Source organism: Anaerolinea thermophila, assembly GCF_020723905.1.
In the GTDB taxonomy this organism is placed as follows: Bacteria; Chloroflexota; Anaerolineae; order Anaerolineales; family Anaerolineaceae; genus Anaerolinea; species Anaerolinea thermophila_A.
Genome location: NZ_DYHZ01000002.1, coordinates 69,962 through 88,387, shown reverse-complemented (window position 1 = coordinate 88,387; position 18,426 = coordinate 69,962). Strand labels below are relative to the sequence as shown.

Here is an 18,426-nt window from a genome sequence, read left to right as displayed (position 1 = left end):
TCAATGCGTTCTGTAGAAAAAGACACCTGCAAAGAATAATCACATTATAGCACATTTGTTCAAATATCTATAAAATTTTTGGGGGCTTTTTCAAAGCCAGGCGGGAAGACCCTGCCCTCAAACGCCCACCGACACCGGCAAGCCCTTGAACTGGCTCTGATACAGGCGGTAGTAAAAGCCCCGTTGCGCCAGCAGACTGGCATGCGTGCCCCGCTCGATGATGCGCCCTTCGTGAATCACCAGAACCTGACTGGCATCGCGGATGGTGCTGAGACGATGCGCAATGACAAACGAGGTGCGTCCCTTCATCAGGCGCATCAGGGCTTCCTGAAGGTGCTTTTCGGTGCGTGTGTCCACATTGCTGGTGGCTTCGTCCAGAATCAAAATCTCGGGGTCTGCCAGCACGGCGCGGGCAATCGCCAGCAATTGACGCTGCCCCTGACTCAGGTTGCTGCCCCGCTCCGACAGAACAGTCTGGTAGCCGTGTGGCAAACGGCGGATGAACGGATCGGCGTTGGCGAGTTGTGCCGCGGCGATGACTTCCTCATCGCTGGCATCCAGCCGTCCGTAGCGGATGTTGTCCATCACGGTGCCGCTGAAGAGGAAGGTGTCCTGAAGCACCAGCCCCAGTTTTTCGCGCAGGTCGTCCATGCGGAGTGTGCGGATGTCCTGCCCATCAATGCGGATGGCACCTTCGTCCACATCGTAAAAGCGGGTGAGCAGATTGGCAATAGTGGTTTTCCCCGCGCCGGTCGGTCCGACCAGCGCAATCATCTCGCCGGGTTGGGCGTGCAGGCAGATATCTTTCAGCACCGGCACGCCGGGCTCATAGGAAAAAGAAACGTGATCGAACTCCACCTCTCCACGCACATGCCTCAGCGGTCGGGCATCGGGCGCGTCCTGCTCAGGGGGTTGATCCATCAACTCGAAGACGCGCTCTGCTCCTGCCAGCGCCGATTGAATGGTGCTGAACAACTGCGCAATCTGATTCAGCGGGCGTCCCAGCCTGCCGGCATAGTTAATGAACGCGGCAATCTCGCCGACAGTTGCCATGCCCTGGACTGCCAGCACCCCGCCGGTGCAGGCAACAATTGCCAGCCCCAGATTATTGACCATGTTCATCAGCGGTCCCATGAAACTGGTGAGGATGCGGGCTCGCAAAGCCACGCGGCGTAACCGTTGATTGGTTTCCGAGAACTGCCCCACCACCATCTCCTCGCGCACAAAGGCTTTTACCGTGCGCTCGCCGGTGATGGTTTCTTCAATGATGCCGTTGAGTTCACCCAGCGCCTGCTGCACCTCGCGAAAGCCGCGGCGGGTGCGCCGGGCAATGGCGCGGGTCAGCACGTAAGTCAGCGGCATGACGATCAGGCTGACGACAGCAAGCGGCACGTTGAGCATGAAGATGAGAATCAGCACGCCGATCAGACCGACAATGCTGGAGATCAACTGGCTGAAACTGGTCGCCAGCACATTGCTGATGTTCTCCATGTCGTTGGTCAGGCGGCTCATCAAATCGCCGTGAGCGTGCTGGTCGAAAAAACGCAGAGGCAGAGATTGCATGCGCCCAAAGAGGTCATCCCGCAGATCGCGCACCGATTGCTGTGCCACCCCAACCATCAGGTAGGTTTGCAGCCAGGTGCCGCCTGCCGCCACCAGATAAGCCAGAATCATCCAGCCAATAAGCCGTGCCAGACCGGGCAGGTCGCCGCCCTTGATGAAGCGGTCAATGGCAAGGCTCATCAGGTAGGGACCCAGCAAATCCACCGCAGTGACGAAAAGGACCAGCACAGCCGTGCCCAGAAGCACCCAGCGCTGCCGACGCAGATAACGGGCAAGGCGCAAGAGGGTAGCACGGGCATCACGCGATTTTTCGCCACCCTGTAGAAAGGCAAACGGCGGACCACCCCCGGGGCGAAAGCCCATTATCGGTGGTGGGGTGGCGGGTTGTTGTGCAGATGTGCGTCGAATTTCAGCCATAGAATTTCACTCCGTTGCCCAGTTGTGATTCAAAGATGTCCTGATAGATGGGACTGCTCGCCAGCAGTTCGGCATGTGTACCCTGCGCGACAATCCGCCCGTCATCCAGCACGAGGATTTTGTCGGCTTTCAGCACTGTACTGATGCGCTGAGCAATTACCAGACAGGTACGGTTGCGCATCAGGTCATCCAGCGCCTGTTGAATTCTGGTCTCGGTTTCCACGTCCACGGCGCTGGTGCTGTCATCCAGAATGAGAATCGCCGGTTGAATCAGCAGGGCGCGGGCAATGGCAATGCGTTGCTTTTGTCCTCCCGAGAGGTTGACCCCGCGTTGCCCGATGACCGTGTCGTGGCCATTGGGCAGGTTGAGGATAAATTCGTGGGCTTGCGCCGCCTTTGCCGCGGCAATCACCTCATCCTCGCTGGCGTCAGGCTTGCCATAGCGGATGTTGTCGCGAATCGTGCCGCTGAAGAGCACGGTTTCCTGCAACACCATGCCGATATTGCGGCGCAGGGTCTTCTGGTCCAGTTGACGCACATCCATCCCGTCAATGAGGATGCGTCCATCCAGCACGTCATAGAAGCGCGGGATGAGGTGAACCAGTGTGCTTTTGCCCGCGCCGGTCATCCCCAGAATTGCAACGGTCTCCCCGGGTTGGGCGCTGAAACTGACCTCTTTGAGCACCGGTTCACTGTTTTCTCCGTCATAGCCAAAGGTAACGCGATCGAAGACCACGTGCCCTTTCAGGCGCACATCGCAGAGAGCGCCGGGCAGGTCTTGAATATCCGGTTCGGCAGACAGAACTTCCTCAATACGCCGCGCCGAGGCTTCCGCACGGGAGAACTGGATGACCATCTGACTGACCATCATCAGCGAAAAGAGTGTGGTCATCAGGTAATTGACGAAGGCGATAATCTGCCCTACCTGCATACTGCCGCGCACGACCTGCACCCCGCCGAACCACAGCACCCCTACAACGCCCAGATTCATGGTCAGCATCATGAATGAGGGCATCACCGCCACAGTACGCCCGGCGCGCACCGCCTGATCGGTCAGGTTTTTGTTGGCGCGGGAAAAGCGTTGTTTCTCATGCGCAGAGCGGGCAAAGGCTTTGACCACGCGCATCCCGGAGAGGTTTTCTTCCATTACCCCGTTGAGGGCATCCAGTTTTTCCTGCACCAGAGTGAACAGCGGGGTGGCTTTGCGCACAATCCATACGACCGCAAGCAGTTCGATGGGCATCAGCACCAGCGGCAGGAAGGCTAACTGTGGACTGGTGACAATTGCCATGATCAAACTGCCGATGAGCAAAAGCGGCGCACGTACCAGCATGCGCAGGGTGATGAGTACCCCTTCCTGCAACTGAGCCACGTCACTGGTCAGACGGGTGATGAGTTGACCGGTTTCAAAGGCGTCCAGATTGCGGAACGAGAAAGACTGCACCTTACGGAAAAGGGCTTCACGCAAGTCGGCGCCAAAGCCCTGCACGGTCATCTCGGCAAAGATGCCGTTGCTCATCCCGCCCATGGCACCGATCACCGCCAGCCCGAACATCAGCAAACCGGTATGCAAAACAAAGGTCAAATCCAGGCGAGCGATGCCCTGATCCACAATGCGCTCGACCATGCGCGGCTGCATCAAGTCCATGATGACTTCCAACAGCATCAACAGGGGAGCGAGAATGATCCACAAGAGATATGGTTTTAGAAATGTAAATATCTTCCAGCCAGAAGATTTCATGGTGTGTTTCCGTGTGTACAAAAGTTCAAAGCGGACAATGGGGTCATGAGGGGAAACTTCTTCTGCCGTCTTTGCGGCAACCTTCCCCCCGCATGGAGGCACTCCCTTAACAGGGATCTTTCTCCTCTGTCGCCCGCCACAGATTCCCGCGAATGCGCTCCAGATATCCACGCAGGATGGTCAACTCCTCTGCGGTAAAGCCGGCAAAGGTATCGGCTTCAATGCGCTGAAGAGCCTGCTGAACCTGTTCCTGGACGGCACGCCCATGCCCGGTAAGGTACACCCGCGAAACGCGCTGGTCGGCGGGGTCGGGCTTGCGCATCAGAAAACCGGCTTTTTCCATACGCTGAAGCGTTCTGGACATGGTAGCGGGGGTAACATGGAGGCGCAAAGCCAGTTCGTTGTGGGTCAAGCCTTCCTCATCCCACAGAATGCGCAGGATGGGTGGCTGTCCACGGTACAATCCCAGACTTTCAAATACCTGCCTCACGCGGTGATGATGCAGGTGGCATACCTGATGCAGTAAAAAATCCAGTGTATCGGGGAAATGCATGGAAATTCTTCCTGTTTCAAAATTATTTAGCCGACTAATGATTAGCCGGCTAAATAATACCGGGCTTTTTCCAGAGCGTCAAGAGGAGTTTTCCCATCCTTCAGGGCTTCCTGAAAGTCGAAAAAAGCCAGATCGCAAACAGGATGATCTCAAGCTGGGGTTATCCCACAAAGGCAAGCCAGGCGCCCACGGCAATGCCCACCTGCCCCAGCAGATAGGGAATCATCAACGTTCCGGGCGCACGCAGGGGACGCAGGAAGCGATCCCACGCCAGAATGGCATCGGAAAGGAAAAACATCACCGCCCCCAGCGCCAGCAGAAGCGCCCCCTGACGATTCCAGTCCGGGCGCGCCAGGGTGAGCAGGGCGGAGAAGGTCATTGCCGAGAGGATGAGCGCATAAGCGGTCACCGGCACCGCCATGCCCGAGCGGGTGAGCCTGTGCCATGCCTCTCCGCGCGCCTGCCACGCCAGCCAGCCAAAAGCAGAAGCCACCAGCACAAAGAAAAGAACCGCCAGCCCTGTCTGGGGTGGTAATCCGTGCCACAGCCCGACAATATAAAAGACATGCGCCAGGAAAAATGCACCCATGCCGGGCAGGAAAGTGCGCTCTCTCAAGAGGAGGATGTCTCCCAGCAGAGACGCGCTCAGTCCCAGCCCGAACCACAATCCCTGCCCGCTCCAGCCCCCGCTCAGGCTGTACCACAGGATGAGCAGGATCATCGGCAGGGGTTTGGTCAGATCATGCCAGCGGCTCTTGCGCAGAACGACCACCCATTCCAGCACACAGGCAACAAAGGTCAAACCCAGCAGTGGCAGATTCATGATCTCATTCCTTTCGCACCACATATCCCAGAGAGCGCAGCAACGCGGGGTTGTCGCGCCAGTTCTCCATCACCTTGACGCGCAGATCGAGGTACACCTTGCGCCCGCTCATGGCTTCAATTTCCTGGCGCGCGGTGGTGCCAATGCGCTTGAGCATCTCGCCCCCTTTCCCGATGACAATGGGCTTGTGGGCTTCGCGCTCCAGTAAAAGCGTGGCGGCAATGTAGGCGGTGTCTTCACTGCGCTCTTTGTACTCGTCCATGCGCACGGCAATGGCGTGCGGCACTTCATCCTTGAGATGGATCAGCGCGGCTTCACGAATTAAATCGGCGGCAATCTCGCGCTCGTAGAGGTCCGTGATCTGTTCCTCTTCGTAGTACGGCGGACCAGCGGGCAAACGACGCAGGATTTCATCCAGCAGGTCCTGTGTGCCGGTGCCGCTGGTCGCAGAAATCCACACCACCCATGCCGCGGGGAGCAGGTCCTGATAACTCTTCAGGCGCGCCGGACGTTGATCTTCAGGCACCTGATCTACCTTGTTGAGCGCCAGGAGGACGTTTTCGGGAGTCTCCCCCAGCGCCTCGGTGATGCGCTGGGCACACAGGCGGTCCTCATCGGTGGGCTTGACGCTGGCATCCACCAGCCAGAGGATGAGATCGGCATCCCGCAGGGCATCCAGCGCCACCTGATTCATGTACTCACCCAGTTTGTGCACCGGTTTGTGAATGCCGGGCGTGTCTACAAAAATGATCTGCGCCTGCGGCAGGGTGAGGATGCCCAGTTGCCGGCGGCGGGTGGTCTGCGGACGCGGCGAAACGGCGGCAATCTTTTGCCCCAGATAACGGTTCATCAGGGTGGATTTGCCCACGTTGGGGCGTCCTACCACCGCAACAAAACCAGACTTAAATTCAGCAGGTTGTTCGCTCATAGAATCGATTTTAGCACGGGTTGAGAAAGCCCTTCTCCCCGTGTTTCCAAAAAAAAAGCGGGCAAATGCTTCCCGATTTGCCCGCTCAAAGATGATGTTCTTCTATTTTTCCCGATCGAATCGCCCTTCTCACCGGCTCAGTACTGCCCCACCGTGCCCAGTTGACGCACGCGCCGCTCCAGCGCGTAGAACGCCCGCAAACCGATGACGATCATCAACACCATCGAGACCAGCAGAATGGCGATTTCCACGTTAAGCGGTAGAAGCGTGCGCGTTTTCAGCAGGTAGCCGCGCACCGCGTCAAAGCCGTAGGTGAGCGGGAGCGCCAGCGAAAGCGGCAGAAGCCATCGGGGCAGGACGGTGACGGGGAAGTTGGCGCCCGAGAGCAGCATGACGATGAAACTACCCGAATCCACCAGTGTGTTGGCTTCGCGCAGGATCATCACCAGCGCAGCAAAGGCGAACCCAAAGCCATACAGCCCGATGAGCAGGGGGATGGTGACCAGCACTGCTGAGAGGACATTGCCGGTAGGGTGGAACCCCCATACCAGCGCACCGATGAGAATCATCCCCAGCGAGGTGAGCGTGGTGGTTGCCAGACTGCTCAGGGTGCGCCCCACCAGAATCAACGGGCGGGGGAGCGGCGCCGTCCAGTTGGCTTCCAGCACACCGCCATCCATATCCCATTTGAGCGAAAAGCCCATACCCCAGAACACTGCCATGATGAAGTTGGTCAGTGCCGTTCCGAGAAGGATATAGGACATGTAATCATCCGTGCCGGCAAACCCGGCAAAACCCTCCGCTTTACCATTGACGCTGAAGGCTTGCCCCATGAAGTACACCGGCGCCAGCCACACCAGCGGTTGAAGCATATCTGAAACAGCGTTGAGCGGGTAGCGCCAGTGATGCTTCCAGTTATTCACTGCAATCATCCACAGTGCGCGCAGATGAGATCGCCAGGAAGGTTGAGACAGTGCAGATTGAGGTTGCATGGCAGAATGTCCTTTCTAGTACTGGTTGAGCGCCCCTTTGAGACGCGCCCGCCGTTCAATTTGGGAAAAGGTCAGATAACCCAGTGCCAGCCAGAAGGCGCCGTAAGCCAGCAAACGCACCAGATCGGGAGCAATGACCTCCAGCGAGGCATGGTTGAGGGCGGCAAGGCGCGCGGCGCGGATAATCAACGTGGGCGGCAGCCACTCCGCCACCGCCTGCATCCACGGCGGCATGACCGCGAGGGGGTAGGTGATACCGCAGAAAATCATCACAATGCCGCGCACCAGGAAGACAAAGGCATTGGCTTCGCGGGCGGTGATGACCAGACTGGCAAAAGTGAACCCCAGTCCGTACAGCGCTGGGAGAGCCGCCAGAAACACCGCCAGCAGACTGAACAGGTTGGCGTTGAAGGTCAGGTGAAAGAAGATGCGAAATTCCACCACAGTAAACAGGAAGAACATCAGCATGCTGACAGCATGCACCGGACCCGAACCCAGCAAAAAGAGGAAACGGCTGGTAGGGGTCATCCAGTTGGACTCCAGCGTGCCGCGCATCTGCTCGCCGCGCAGGGCAAAGCCCACATTCCACAACAGGGTGTTCGCCCACATCCACACCGAAGTCCCCACGACGATATAACCCAGGAAGTTATCGGTGCCAGCCACTTCCAGGAAGCGTGTTACCCCTACCCCGCTGGGTCCCGCCAGCGCAAAGGAACTGAAGATGTAGGTGGCGGGGAAGAGGATGGGCCAGATGATGAAGGCAATGACCCAGGTAGGATACCGCACGAAGTGCAGGTACTCCCGCCAGATGATCGCGCCAAAGGCGCGCAGTTGCGCCAGCCCGGTGGTGCGGCTGAGCGAAGTCAGGTGGGTGCCAGAGGAAAGGGTGGTTTCCATGATGCGCCTCCCTCAATCGCGCAGGGCTTTGCCGGTCAAATGGATGAACACGTCTTCCAGCGTGGGAACGACAATGTTCAGGTTGACCAGATGGGTGCCATTGGTGTTAACGTGTTCGATCAGGCGGGGCAGGATGGCGCGGCTGTTGCCGGTTTGCAGGTGAATCTCCCAGATGCCGTCCTGTTCCAGATAGCGAGAGACCATCTGGCTCACCCCTGAAAGGGATTGAATCGCCTCTGCCATTTCAGGCTTCCAGCCCGCCACTTCCATCTTGATCACGTCCTGCTGGCGGATGCGCTGTTTCAACGCCGAGGGCGTATCCAGAGCAATGATTTTCCCCTGATCAATAATCCCGATGCGGTCGGAGAGTTGATCGGCTTCCTCCATGTAATGGGTGGTCAGCAGAATGGTATGCCCCTGCCGTTTGAGGTCCAGCACCATCTCGCGGATGCGCCGCGCCGCCTGCGGGTCCAGCCCCAGGGTAGGCTCGTCCAGCAGAATAATGGGTGGGCGCGCCAGCAGAGCCCGGCTGAGGACAATGCGCTGACGCATGCCTGTGGAGTACTTCTCTACCAGTTCATTGGCGCGGCTGGTCAGTTCCATGTAGTCCAGCAATTCGTCAATGCGCCTGCGGGCAACCTCCGGCGGGATGTGGTAGAGGGCGGCAAAATACTCCAGATTCTCGCGTCCGGTCAGTTTCCAGTAAATGCTGCGCTCGCCTGCCAGAACAATGCCCAAACTCTGACGCACGCGGTTGGCTTCGCGCACCACATCGTACCCGTTGATGCGCGCCGTGCCGCTGGTCGGTTCCAGCAGAGTGCACAACATGCGGATGGTGGTGGACTTGCCTGCGCCGTTCGGTCCCAGCAAACCGAAAATCTCGCCGCGATGGATTTGAAAACTGACATGATCCACGGCGGTAAACTCACCCGGGGGCGGGCGGTGAAACAGGCGGGCAAGGGGATTCTTCGGCGCGGGTGTCTGTTCCGCGGGCGCCCGCCGGGGGAATTTCTTTACCAGATCAAGGGCTTCAATGGCATAGTCGGACATGGATTCATCTCCGGTTTTAAAAATCACAGTCATTCTTTTGAAATACAAAACTTATTATAAGGAATATTTAAATTTTGTCAATATGTATTTAAAATTATTAAAACAATAAGTGAATTTTTGATATTTTTCTTAACAGAGGCGTCATATAATAAAAACTGACGCTGTAAATCGTCTGCCCGGGCTATGGAACGTCCTGCACTCAAGATACTGGCGAGATGCGCCTTAAAACGCTGGTAGATAAAGCCAAAACGTTCTGGTCATAAAATGCCAGAGCCATATCTTGGTCTGCCCCTCCACCTCTCAGATTAACTCTCAACATACCCTTCAACCCTTATTCCCCCTGTCAAAAAAAATCCCCGGGACACATGAGGGTGTATCCCGGGGTTTGACGGTCAAAATACAGACTAACTCAGCGGGCGGGGTTGCTGCTGGGTTATGCAGTGGATGTTTCCTCCGCCCAGCAAAATCTCACGCGCATAAACGCCAACGACTTTCCGTTCCGGCATCAATTCCTGAAGCGCAGCCAGAGCCTCTCTGTCATGGGGATCGTTGAATACAGGTACCACGGCTCCCCCATTCGCCATATAGAAGTTGATGTAGGATGCCGCAAGCCGGTCACCCTCGCGCCGGGGCAGGGTTCCCTCAATAGCATCTACCCATTCGCTCTCTTCCCTGGTGATGGTAACAGGATTGGGTTGATGAATCTTGTACACCTGCAGGCGTCGTCCCCGCGCGTCCTTCGCCTGAGAGAGGACTTCAAAAGCCTCTGCTGAAATTTCATACTGGGGATCCCTTTTATCGTCCGTCCAGGTTAAGGCTACGACACCGGGGCGAATGAAACAGCACAGGTTATCTACATGCCCGCTGGTTTCATCGTTGTAAACGCCCCGGGGCAACCAGATAATCGTCTCAATGTTGAGATATTCTTTCAGATAACCCTCAATCTCTTCACGGGTTAACTCAGGATTGCGATTGGGGTTAAGGAGACATTCCTCTGTGGTGATCAGCGTCCCTTCACCATCCACATGGATTGAGCCGCCCTCTAACACCAGTGGGGCTCTGTAAACATCCACCCGCTCAATCTCAGCAACCTTGCTGGCTACCAGGTCATCCTGATCCCAGGGGAAGTACAGGCCTCCTTTTAAACCTCCCCAGGCATTGAACTCCCAGTCCACAGCGCGAATCTCGCGCCCGCTGGTCACAAAGGTCGGGCCACAGTCGCGCATCCATGAGTCGTTATAAGACATCTCAACCACCCGCACGTGCGGGGGCAGCAATGAGCGCGCATTGAGAAACTGTGCCGCCGAAACCCCCATGGTGACCGGCTCAAACTGAGCAATGGCACTGGCAACCTCTGCAAAGGCGCGCTGTGCCGGCTTTGCCCCTAACCGCCAGTTGTCAGGTCGTTCTGGCCACAACATCCAGCAACCCGCATGGGGTTCAAACTCTCCCGGCATCCGAAAACCGTCCTGTCGGGGTGTCGAATCTAACCGCCGTGACATAACAAATCCTCCCATCAAAAAATGATTCAGATTGTCTCGCTTGCCCGCTCAGCCTGTAGACTCCGACGCCGTCGTGCAACCAGTACCTCACCCACAATCAGGGTTACAATCACCCCTGCAACGACGGGGATGGCAAATTGCCAGTCAATGGGTTGCCCCGGCACCCACACGAAGAAAAGAATGGCCTGGGCAATGAACACCTCACACAGTGCCGTAAGAATCCATGCAACTGATATTCCACCAGGCACCTGATAAGGACGCGGGCTGGTGGTATCCGTCAGCCGCAGTTTTAAGAAGGATGGGAACATGATGAGATAAGGGAGCAGGAAAACGATGGAACTGAAAGCAAACAGGCTCCAGAAGAGATCCTCAGCCGTGGCGGCAAAGAAACCGTAGAGAATGATCACCGCGGTCGAGATCACGCCGGTAATCAGGTAAGCCCCGAGCGGGGTCTTATTGACCGGGTGAAGGCGTCCAAACACAGCAGGGAGCACGCCTTCATTTGCCGCCTCAGCCGCACTGCGATTCGCTCCCATAGTCCACACCACCATATTGGTCAGGAAGGTGTACAGCGCGCCAATTCCCAGCAACGTAACCAGCCCGTTCCCAATGGCGCTCTCACCCAGCAAGATCCGCAGCGTGTCAATGATGCCGGAGATCAGACCCAACTGATCCAGTGGTAACGCCATTAACATGCCGAGGGTACCCAGCAGGTAGAAAACCGCAATGAGCATCCCCGCAGTAATGATTGCTACGGGCACATCCTGCTGCGGGTTTTCCATCTCCTCACCTGCTCCAGACATCAACTCAAAGCCCATGAAATTGAAGACAATCACGGGCAAAAAAGCCAGACCTGCATCCCAGGTGGGCAGCAAGGCGCGGAGCGAAAGGTCGTTGGCAACTCCATGCTTCGAGGCATAGTGAAATGCGCCAAGTCCAATGACCAGGATGATGGTGATTTTGAGGATTGCCCCAATGTTGGGCACCCATTTACCCACATCCAGAGCAATGATCCCAATCCACACGGTAATCCAGGTCATCAGGATCCCGATGCCAATCTGCCCCCACAGGGCCATATCCGGGAAAAACAGTTGCGAGAACATCCCGGCAAACAGAATATAGACAGAGGGCATCCATAAAGCCACATTCACCCAGTAAAGCCAGGTGACTCGCGCCGCCCAGGTCTCGCCAAAAGCACGACGAACCCAGGCAAAAATCCCCCCCTGTTCAGGGTAAGTGGAACCCAATTCTGCCGTGATGAGCCCGTAAGGAATGAAGAAGAAAATCAGCGTGATGATCCACCACGACACCGCTGAAGGTCCAATGGCAGCAGCGGGGGCAAGAGTATCCACCACCAGAATCGCTGCAACCGTAAACAAAATCATATCAAAACGACGTAAAGTCTTCTTAAAACCCCCAGACTTTTTGATCTCATCCTCTCTTGTCATGGCATACCTCTCCCAAAATCGATTCCCCAAAAAGAAAAGGAGGGATGGGTATTAAAAACCCATCCGCTCCGCCAGAAACGCCTGAATCCGACCGGCATGATAAGCCTGCAGTTCCGCACCAGGACGCTTTAACCGGGGATACACCAGCCAGACCAGAATTCCCTTTTCGGTGTGCAATCGGTTCTCCGCCTGATCATAAATAATCGAGCGATCTGAGTCCATCACCTCATCCGTGACCTCTACTCCGCGCGAGGCAGGCAGGCAGTGCATGAATTTGCAGTGCGCCGGGGCATATTTGAGCAATTCCATATTGACCTGATAGCGCGGCATGAACGCCTTGCTTCGTTCGGGAATCTCGGCTTCCTGACCAACCCACCACCACAGGTCAGTATAAATAAAATCAGCCTCCTTAACCGCTTCGATGGGATCTTCGGTAATATGCAACGTACCGCCCGACACCCGGCAATTTTCTAACGCCATCTTAACCCATGCCTCGGGGGGTTGATAACGCTTGGGAGCCGCGTGGGTGAAATGCATCCCTAACCGTGTGCAGATCAGCATCAGGGAGGAAAGCACATTGGTAGAATCGCCAATAAAGGTCACCCGCAGATCTTCCAGGCGCTTTCCCTCCGGCATGTGCTCCATCATCGTCAATACATCGCACACCACCTGCGTGGGATGGTTATAGTCGGTCAAGCCATTGATGACCGGCACGGTTGCTCCCGCAGCCAGCCCTGTGATGGTCTCATGTTTCAGCGTGCGCGCCATAATGACGTCCACCATGCGCGAAAGCACCTGGGCTGTATCTTTGAGCGACTCACGCACCCCCAGATGGATTTCGCCCGGCTTGAGGTAAAGAGCATGTCCACCCAGTTCTGTCATTGCCACCTCGAATGATACCCGGGTGCGGGTGGAGGGCTCTTCAAAAATCATCCCCAGACTGGCGCCTTTGAGCAATTCCGGAGTGCATCCCTGTTTGTCAGCCTCTTTAATCAAACGAGTCAGCGCAATTAAATCGAGCAATTCCTCTTTGGTAAAGTCTTGCGTGTCAATGAAGTGTCGTACGGTCATATGATCCTCTCCTATATATTTTTTCCGTTTCGGAATTTAAAAATTCCGATTACGATATTAATATATTCCAATTAACCATTAAATTCAACCGGTATCGGAATAAATATGATCAATTTCCGGCTCCAAGATGACAAATAGCATTATCGGTACGGGGAAAATCCGGTTCATTGCGCACCGGCAATAACCCTGCCTGAATAAAAAGGCTGTGCGCAAAGGTCAATGATCGAAACTGGAAACCGGGATGGGATCCGCCAGACCCTGGCAAATGGAATATGGGCAACAACATCAACCCGACCCCATCCTTTTCCCACGCTTTTTTGAGCAGTGGTTCATGGACGGGAAGAGGCTTAAGTCTCTCTCTTATTTTTATACGGTGGTGAAATCACGCAGGATGGAACAACGACACGTCCGGCTCGATCTGAACGACGCTCCGCCTAACCCTTAAGTCCCCCTTCAGGGCGCATTTCCTGAGGCAATCATTCTTCGATAAACTCTTCGGCAGGAGGCATCCATTCGTCAATGTTGCGCAGAATACGCGGCACCAGGGCGTAGCCCTTTACATGCACACCGGGGATAGCGGGCAGCACACTGCGCAAGAACTCGCGCAGTTGTTCGTTATTCTTAAAGCGCACCTCAATGGAAAGATCCTGTGTCCCCTGGCCAAATGCCAGATAAGAGACCGCGGGTATCGCCAGCAGGGCATTAATCACCGCCTGTTCTTGCTCATAATCAACTTCCAGAAAAATATCTGCGGTGATGACATACCCAAAATACGCCGGATCAACGATGCAGGTCAATCGAGCCGCTCCCGCCTCGACTATACGGTCAATCCGATTCCGCACCGTGCGTTCGTTCAAGCCCAGTTTACGCGCAATTTCAGCGGCTGATTTACGGGCATCTGCTTTCAATTCTTGCAGGATTTGATAGTCAACCGTATCAAAAGAATAGCGTTGCATGGAATTGATCTCACCTCTACCGGAGATCTGAATATAGCGGTAACTATAGCATTACCGTTTCGGAAATGCAAGAGGGAACTTCTGAAATTCAGGGATGGGCTGGGGGCACAGGCGGAAAAGGAATTCAAGTTTGGGAAAACAGCATTTGGAGGACGAGGTTCTTTCCCACCGATGTCCTCACCCGGGTTGGAACTTCACTTCAAGGCTTGACATGCGCCCGCCATGCGGTTAAAATCAACCTCGCCGGTTGGCAAGCCGAGGTAGCTCAGTTGGTAGAGCACGCGACTGAAAATTGCGGTGTCGACAGTTCGATCCTGTCCCTCGGCACCTTGCAGAATCCTGACAGCCCCATTCCGCGGGCTGTTTTCTTTTATAATAAGCGTAATAAGCGGTGGAAAGCAAAAGGAGTGGTATGGCATGAAATCAAAAGTTGCCGTTTTACGCACCCGTCCGGAGACCGTGCTGGACGATTACCGCCGGTTGTGCGCGCTGGCGGGGTTGCGCGAAGCCCTCGACCCGGGGGCAACCACAATTCTGAAAGACAACATCTCCTGGCACCTGATGTACCCCGGTTCCAACACCACGCCGTGGCAACTGGAAGGCACCATCCTCGCCCTCCACGATGCCGGTTTTCACGACCTGGTAGACGTGCACAACAAAACCGTGGTCACCATTGCTGACCTGGGTGACCGCTACAATAAGTTTGGCCCGGTGCTGGAAAAGTACGGCATTCCCAAAAAATACAACTTCCGCGATGAGGACATGCGCTGGGTGGAGATCAAGCCCAAAGCCCGCATGGCGGTGCTGGATAAAATTTTTCCCCACGGCATTTACATCCCCGATTTCTTCATCGGCAAGAACATTGTCCACCTGCCCACGGTGAAGACACACAGTTACACGGTGACCACCGGCGCAATGAAGAACGCCTTCGGCGGACTGCTCAACGTCAATCGCCACTACACCCACACCTGGATTCATGACACGCTGGTGGATTTGCTGGCAATCCAGCGAGAGATTCACACCGGCATCTTCGCCACCATGGATGGCACCACCGCCGGCAGTGGACCCGGTCCGCGCACGCTCATTCCCCATCAGAAAGATGTCATCCTCGCCTCGGCGGATCAGGTTGCCATTGACGCCGTTGCCGCGCAGATGATGGGCTTTGACCCGATGAAAATTGATTACATTGCCCACGCCACCGAACGCGGTCTGGGCCAGGGCAACCCGCGCGACATTGAAATTGTGGGTATGCCCGAAGTGGCAGAAGAGCGCTGGAACTTCAAGGTTGGCGTCAATCTCGGCACCGGCACGGGACGGTTACTGTGGCACTCGCCGCTGAAGGTGTTCCAGAAACTGTTCTTCCATACCCCGCTGGTGAACATCTTCATCTTTGCCAGCGAGTATTACCACGACCACTTCTGGTATCCCCTCTACGGCAAACCGGTGGTAGAACGCTGGAAGCGCGAAAGTCCCTGGGGGCAGTTGTTCGAGCAGTATCCGGGATAACCTGTTAACCCATGCGCAACCCGTTCCGCTGGCTTCCTCCCCTGCTGGTATTCCTGGGGATCGCCTTGATGGGTGTCTTCTTTGCCCAGCCGGTGTCCATTACCGTGGATGGGCAGAGCATCACTGCCCATCCCCTGGCGCTGACGGTTGGCGCGGCGCTGGATCAGGCAGGGGTGGAAATTTTTTCCGAAGACCTGGTGATTCCGCCGTTAACCGCGTCGATTCCGGCAAACGGCGCCATCGAAGTACACCGCGCGGTGCCCGTGCATCTGCTTGTGGATGGACAGCCCTTCAATTTCTACAGTGTGGCGCGCGCTCCGGCGGCGCTGGCGGCGCAGGCGGGCTTCCTGCTCTTCCCCGGCGATGTGATTCTGCACAATGGCGTGCCGGTGAATCCCGTCCAACCCCTTGAGGGGAACACCCCCATTTATCTGCAAATTCAGCGCGCCCGCGCGGTGCACCTGACCGAAGAGGACAGGCAGAGCACCCTGTTTGCCGCTGCCCATACCCTGCGGCAGGCGTTATGGCGCGCCGGGGTGCCGCTTTTACCGGGCGATATGCTCTCGTCTGACCCCGATACGCCGCTTTCCACCGGCGCGCAGGTATCCCTGCGGCGCGCCCGTCCTATCCTGATTGAGGTGGACGGCAGGGAAATTCCTGCCTTCAGCGCGGCGCCCACTGTGGGAACAGCACTGGCAGAAGCAGGTATCTCTCTACAGGGGCTGGATCGCGCTGAGCCGGATGAGCACGAGCCGATCCCCGCCGACGGGCGCATCCGCGTGGTACGGGTGCGCGAAGAAATCGTCCTCCAGCAGAAAAACCTGCCGTACTCCTCCACCCTTCAACCCGATTCCAGCCTTCCGCTGGACGAGCGGCGCGTCATTCAGCCGGGAACATACGGCGTTCAGGTGATCCGTGAGCGCGTGCGCTATGAAAACAATGTGGAAGTGGCGCGAATTTCTGAAGGCGAGTGGGTTGCCGCCGAACCGGTGAATCAGGTGGTGGGCTACGGCACGCAGGTGCGCGTGCAAACCGCCGAAACCCCCGACGGCACTATCGAGTACTACCGCAAGGTGACTGTGTACGCCACCTCCTATTCCCCCTGTCAGCAGGGGCTGGGACGTTGTTCGTGGAGCACATCCAGCGGGATGCGCCTGCAAAAAGGGGTGGTGGCGGTGACGCTCTCCTGGTACCGCCTCTTCAAAGGGGCACGGGTGTACATCCCCGGCTACGGCTTCGGGGTGATTGGCGACGTGGGCGGGGGCATCCCCGGCACCTACTGGGTAGACCTTGGCTACAGTGAAGAGGATTATGTGCGATGGTCGCAAAACGTGACGATGTATTTCCTGACGCCGGCGCCTCCCAACCCTCCGGCGATTCTCCCCTGAACCTGCCGCCTCTGCCGGTGGCGGCGCTGCTACGCACTCACGGGCTGGCGCCCCGAAAAAGCCTGGGGCAGAATTTTCTCACCGACCCCGCCATCCTGCGGCGCATTGTTGAGGCGGCGGAACTGCCCCCGCAGGCAGAGGTGCTGGAGATTGGTCCCGGGCTGGGTAGTTTGACCCGTGTACTGGCGCAGGTTGCCCGCCGCGTGGTAGCGGTGGAACTGGATCACACCCTCATCCCCCTGCTCGAAGAGGTGGTTGCCCCGTATGGCAACGTCGAGGTGCTTCACGGCGATATTCTGAAGTTCAACCCCGCTCAACTGATGCCCGCAGCGGGGTACTTTGTGGTTGCCAATATCCCCTATTACATCACATCGGCGGTGATGCGCCATCTGCTGGAAGCACCCGTCCGCCCGCAACGGGTGGTGCTGACCGTTCAGCGCGAGGTGGCACAACGCATCTGCGCGGTGCCGGGCGAGATGAGTCTGCTGGCGCTTTCGGTGCAGGTGTACGGGACACCGCACATTGCCATGCGCATTCCCGCTGGAGCCTTCTACCCTCCCCCCAAAGTGGATTCGGCGGTGGTGCGGGTGGATTTATCCCCCCAGCCGCGCATCCCTGCCGGACGGCTGGAGATTTTCTTCCGCCTCATCCGCGCCGGGTTCAGTCAGAAGCGTAAAACCCTGCGCAACGCCCTCTCCGGCGGGCTGGGATGGACAGGCGCACGCACCGAAGCCCTGCTCCAGCAGGCAGGCATTGACCCGAACCGACGCGCCGAAAGCCTGGCGCTTGAGGAATGGGCGTCACTGGTGGAAGCGTATGAACAACTGGAAGGGGGAGCAGAAAAGGAATCTTAAGACCGGCGGCGCAGGTCGCGGTACATCCACAGCAACTGCCAGGTGCGCAGGGCGGCTTCGATCTGGATGCGGAAATTCATCTTGCTTTTCCCCCAGCGCCGGTCGGCAAAGTAAATGGGAATTTCTTTGAACCTGAACCCCAGCAGGCTGGCAACGTAATTCATCTCCACCTGAAAAACATAGCCGTTGGAACGGATACGCTCCAGTGGCATGGCGCGCAGCGTCTCTGCCCGCCACAGTTTGAACCCACCGGTGACGTCCTGTACTTTCAGGTTCAGAATGGTGCGGGCGTAGAAATTGCCAAACCAAGAGAGGAATTTGCGCCACAGGGGCCAGCGCTCATCCAGTTGACCGCCGGGGACGTAGCGCGAGCCAATTACCCAGTCACAGGTTTCCAGCGCGTTCACCAGCGCAGTGATCTTCTCAATGGGATGGGAGAAATCGGCATCCATCTGACCGACAGCATCGGCGCCCTCCTCCAGAGCGCGCTGAAAGCCCTGAATGTAGGCTGTTCCCAGTCCCAGTTTGCCGCTGCGATGCAGAACGCTCAACCGTCCTTCGGACTGGCTTGCCAGTTCGTCAGCCAGTTGACCGGTGCCGTCGGGGCTGTTGTCGTCCACGATAAGAAGGTGAAAATCGGGTACGGGCAATGAAAACAATGCGGAGACCAGCCTAGGCAGGTTCTCCGCTTCGTTGTAGGTGGGGATAACAAAGGTGATTTTCATAAAACCGGCGGG

At 56.9% G+C, this 18,426-nt stretch carries 16 protein-coding genes and 1 tRNA gene; 4 read left to right on the top strand and 13 right to left on the bottom strand.

Annotated features, from left to right (window positions below):
* Positions 1 to 117 precede the first annotated feature (117 nt).
* The 12 genes from LHF31_RS03075 to LHF31_RS03020 form a co-directional block, all read right to left on the bottom strand.
* A complete protein-coding gene (locus LHF31_RS03075) occupies positions 118 to 1,980 on the bottom strand; it encodes an ABC transporter ATP-binding protein (protein ID WP_298004437.1) in 1,863 nt (620 codons plus the stop codon).
* Entirely contained in the window at positions 1,973 to 3,721 is a 1,749-nt protein-coding gene (locus LHF31_RS03070; RefSeq protein ID WP_298004440.1) for an ABC transporter ATP-binding protein, read from the bottom strand. Before LHF31_RS03070 ends, LHF31_RS03075 begins: the two co-directional genes overlap by 8 nt.
* A 106-nt stretch (positions 3,722 to 3,827) precedes the next feature.
* Positions 3,828 to 4,274 (bottom strand): MarR family winged helix-turn-helix transcriptional regulator, encoded by a 447-nt coding sequence (locus LHF31_RS03065; RefSeq protein ID WP_298004442.1) that lies wholly within the window; start codon positions 4,272 to 4,274, stop codon positions 3,828 to 3,830.
* A gap of 160 nt (positions 4,275 to 4,434) precedes the next feature.
* The gene (locus tag LHF31_RS03060) at positions 4,435 to 5,097 is read right to left on the bottom strand and encodes a lysoplasmalogenase (protein ID WP_298004445.1); all 663 of its coding nucleotides are present in this window, start codon (positions 5,095 to 5,097) and stop codon (positions 4,435 to 4,437) included.
* Positions 5,098 to 5,101: 4 nt separating this feature from the next.
* Positions 5,102 to 6,025 (bottom strand): GTPase Era, encoded by a 924-nt coding sequence (gene era / locus LHF31_RS03055; RefSeq protein WP_298004448.1) that lies wholly within the window; start codon positions 6,023 to 6,025, stop codon positions 5,102 to 5,104.
* Between the two features lie 137 nt (positions 6,026 to 6,162).
* Positions 6,163 to 7,017 (bottom strand): ABC transporter permease, encoded by an 855-nt coding sequence (locus LHF31_RS03050; protein ID WP_298003398.1) that lies wholly within the window; start codon positions 7,015 to 7,017, stop codon positions 6,163 to 6,165.
* A gap of 15 nt (positions 7,018 to 7,032) precedes the next feature.
* Positions 7,033 to 7,914 (bottom strand): ABC transporter permease, encoded by an 882-nt coding sequence (locus LHF31_RS03045; RefSeq protein ID WP_298003396.1) that lies wholly within the window; start codon positions 7,912 to 7,914, stop codon positions 7,033 to 7,035.
* 12 nt (positions 7,915 to 7,926) lie between these two features.
* Positions 7,927 to 8,964, bottom strand: a complete 1,038-nt coding sequence (locus tag LHF31_RS03040) for an ATP-binding cassette domain-containing protein (protein WP_298003393.1) — start codon at positions 8,962 to 8,964, stop codon at positions 7,927 to 7,929.
* 404 nt (positions 8,965 to 9,368) lie between these two features.
* A complete protein-coding gene (gene aguA / locus LHF31_RS03035; RefSeq protein ID WP_298003391.1) occupies positions 9,369 to 10,466 on the bottom strand; it encodes an agmatine deiminase in 1,098 nt (365 codons plus the stop codon).
* A 26-nt stretch (positions 10,467 to 10,492) separates the two neighbouring features.
* Positions 10,493 to 11,914 (bottom strand): APC family permease, encoded by a 1,422-nt coding sequence (locus tag LHF31_RS03030; protein ID WP_298003388.1) that lies wholly within the window; start codon positions 11,912 to 11,914, stop codon positions 10,493 to 10,495.
* A gap of 51 nt (positions 11,915 to 11,965) precedes the next feature.
* Positions 11,966 to 12,985: a putrescine carbamoyltransferase gene (gene ptcA / locus LHF31_RS03025; RefSeq protein ID WP_298003386.1), complete on the bottom strand. Its 1,020-nt coding sequence runs from the start codon at positions 12,983 to 12,985 to the stop codon at positions 11,966 to 11,968.
* Positions 12,986 to 13,461: 476 nt separating this feature from the next.
* The gene (locus LHF31_RS03020; RefSeq protein WP_298003383.1) at positions 13,462 to 13,941 is read right to left on the bottom strand and encodes an Lrp/AsnC family transcriptional regulator; all 480 of its coding nucleotides are present in this window, start codon (positions 13,939 to 13,941) and stop codon (positions 13,462 to 13,464) included.
* A 254-nt stretch (positions 13,942 to 14,195) separates the two neighbouring features.
* On the opposite strand from LHF31_RS03020, the gene LHF31_RS03015 reads away from it, so the two are divergent.
* From LHF31_RS03015 to rsmA, 4 genes are all read left to right on the top strand, one after another.
* Positions 14,196 to 14,268, top strand: a tRNA-Phe gene (locus tag LHF31_RS03015).
* 90 nt (positions 14,269 to 14,358) lie between these two features.
* Entirely contained in the window at positions 14,359 to 15,447 is a 1,089-nt protein-coding gene (locus LHF31_RS03010; RefSeq protein WP_298003380.1) for a DUF362 domain-containing protein, read from the top strand.
* Between the two features lie 11 nt (positions 15,448 to 15,458).
* Positions 15,459 to 16,835: a ubiquitin-like domain-containing protein gene (locus tag LHF31_RS03005; RefSeq protein ID WP_298003379.1), complete on the top strand. Its 1,377-nt coding sequence runs from the start codon at positions 15,459 to 15,461 to the stop codon at positions 16,833 to 16,835.
* The gene (rsmA, locus tag LHF31_RS03000) at positions 16,766 to 17,689 is read left to right on the top strand and encodes a 16S rRNA (adenine(1518)-N(6)/adenine(1519)-N(6))-dimethyltransferase RsmA (RefSeq protein WP_298003377.1); all 924 of its coding nucleotides are present in this window, start codon (positions 16,766 to 16,768) and stop codon (positions 17,687 to 17,689) included. The genes LHF31_RS03005 and rsmA overlap by 70 nt, the downstream gene beginning before the upstream one ends.
* Here the strand turns inward: rsmA and LHF31_RS02995 are convergent.
* Positions 17,686 to 18,414 carry a polyprenol monophosphomannose synthase gene (locus LHF31_RS02995; RefSeq protein ID WP_298003374.1) on the bottom strand — a complete coding sequence of 243 codons (729 nt, stop codon included), beginning with the start codon at positions 18,412 to 18,414 and terminating at the stop codon, positions 17,686 to 17,688. The two genes, rsmA and LHF31_RS02995, sit on opposite strands and share 4 nt — an antisense overlap.
* Between the last annotated feature and the right edge of the window lie 12 nt (positions 18,415 to 18,426).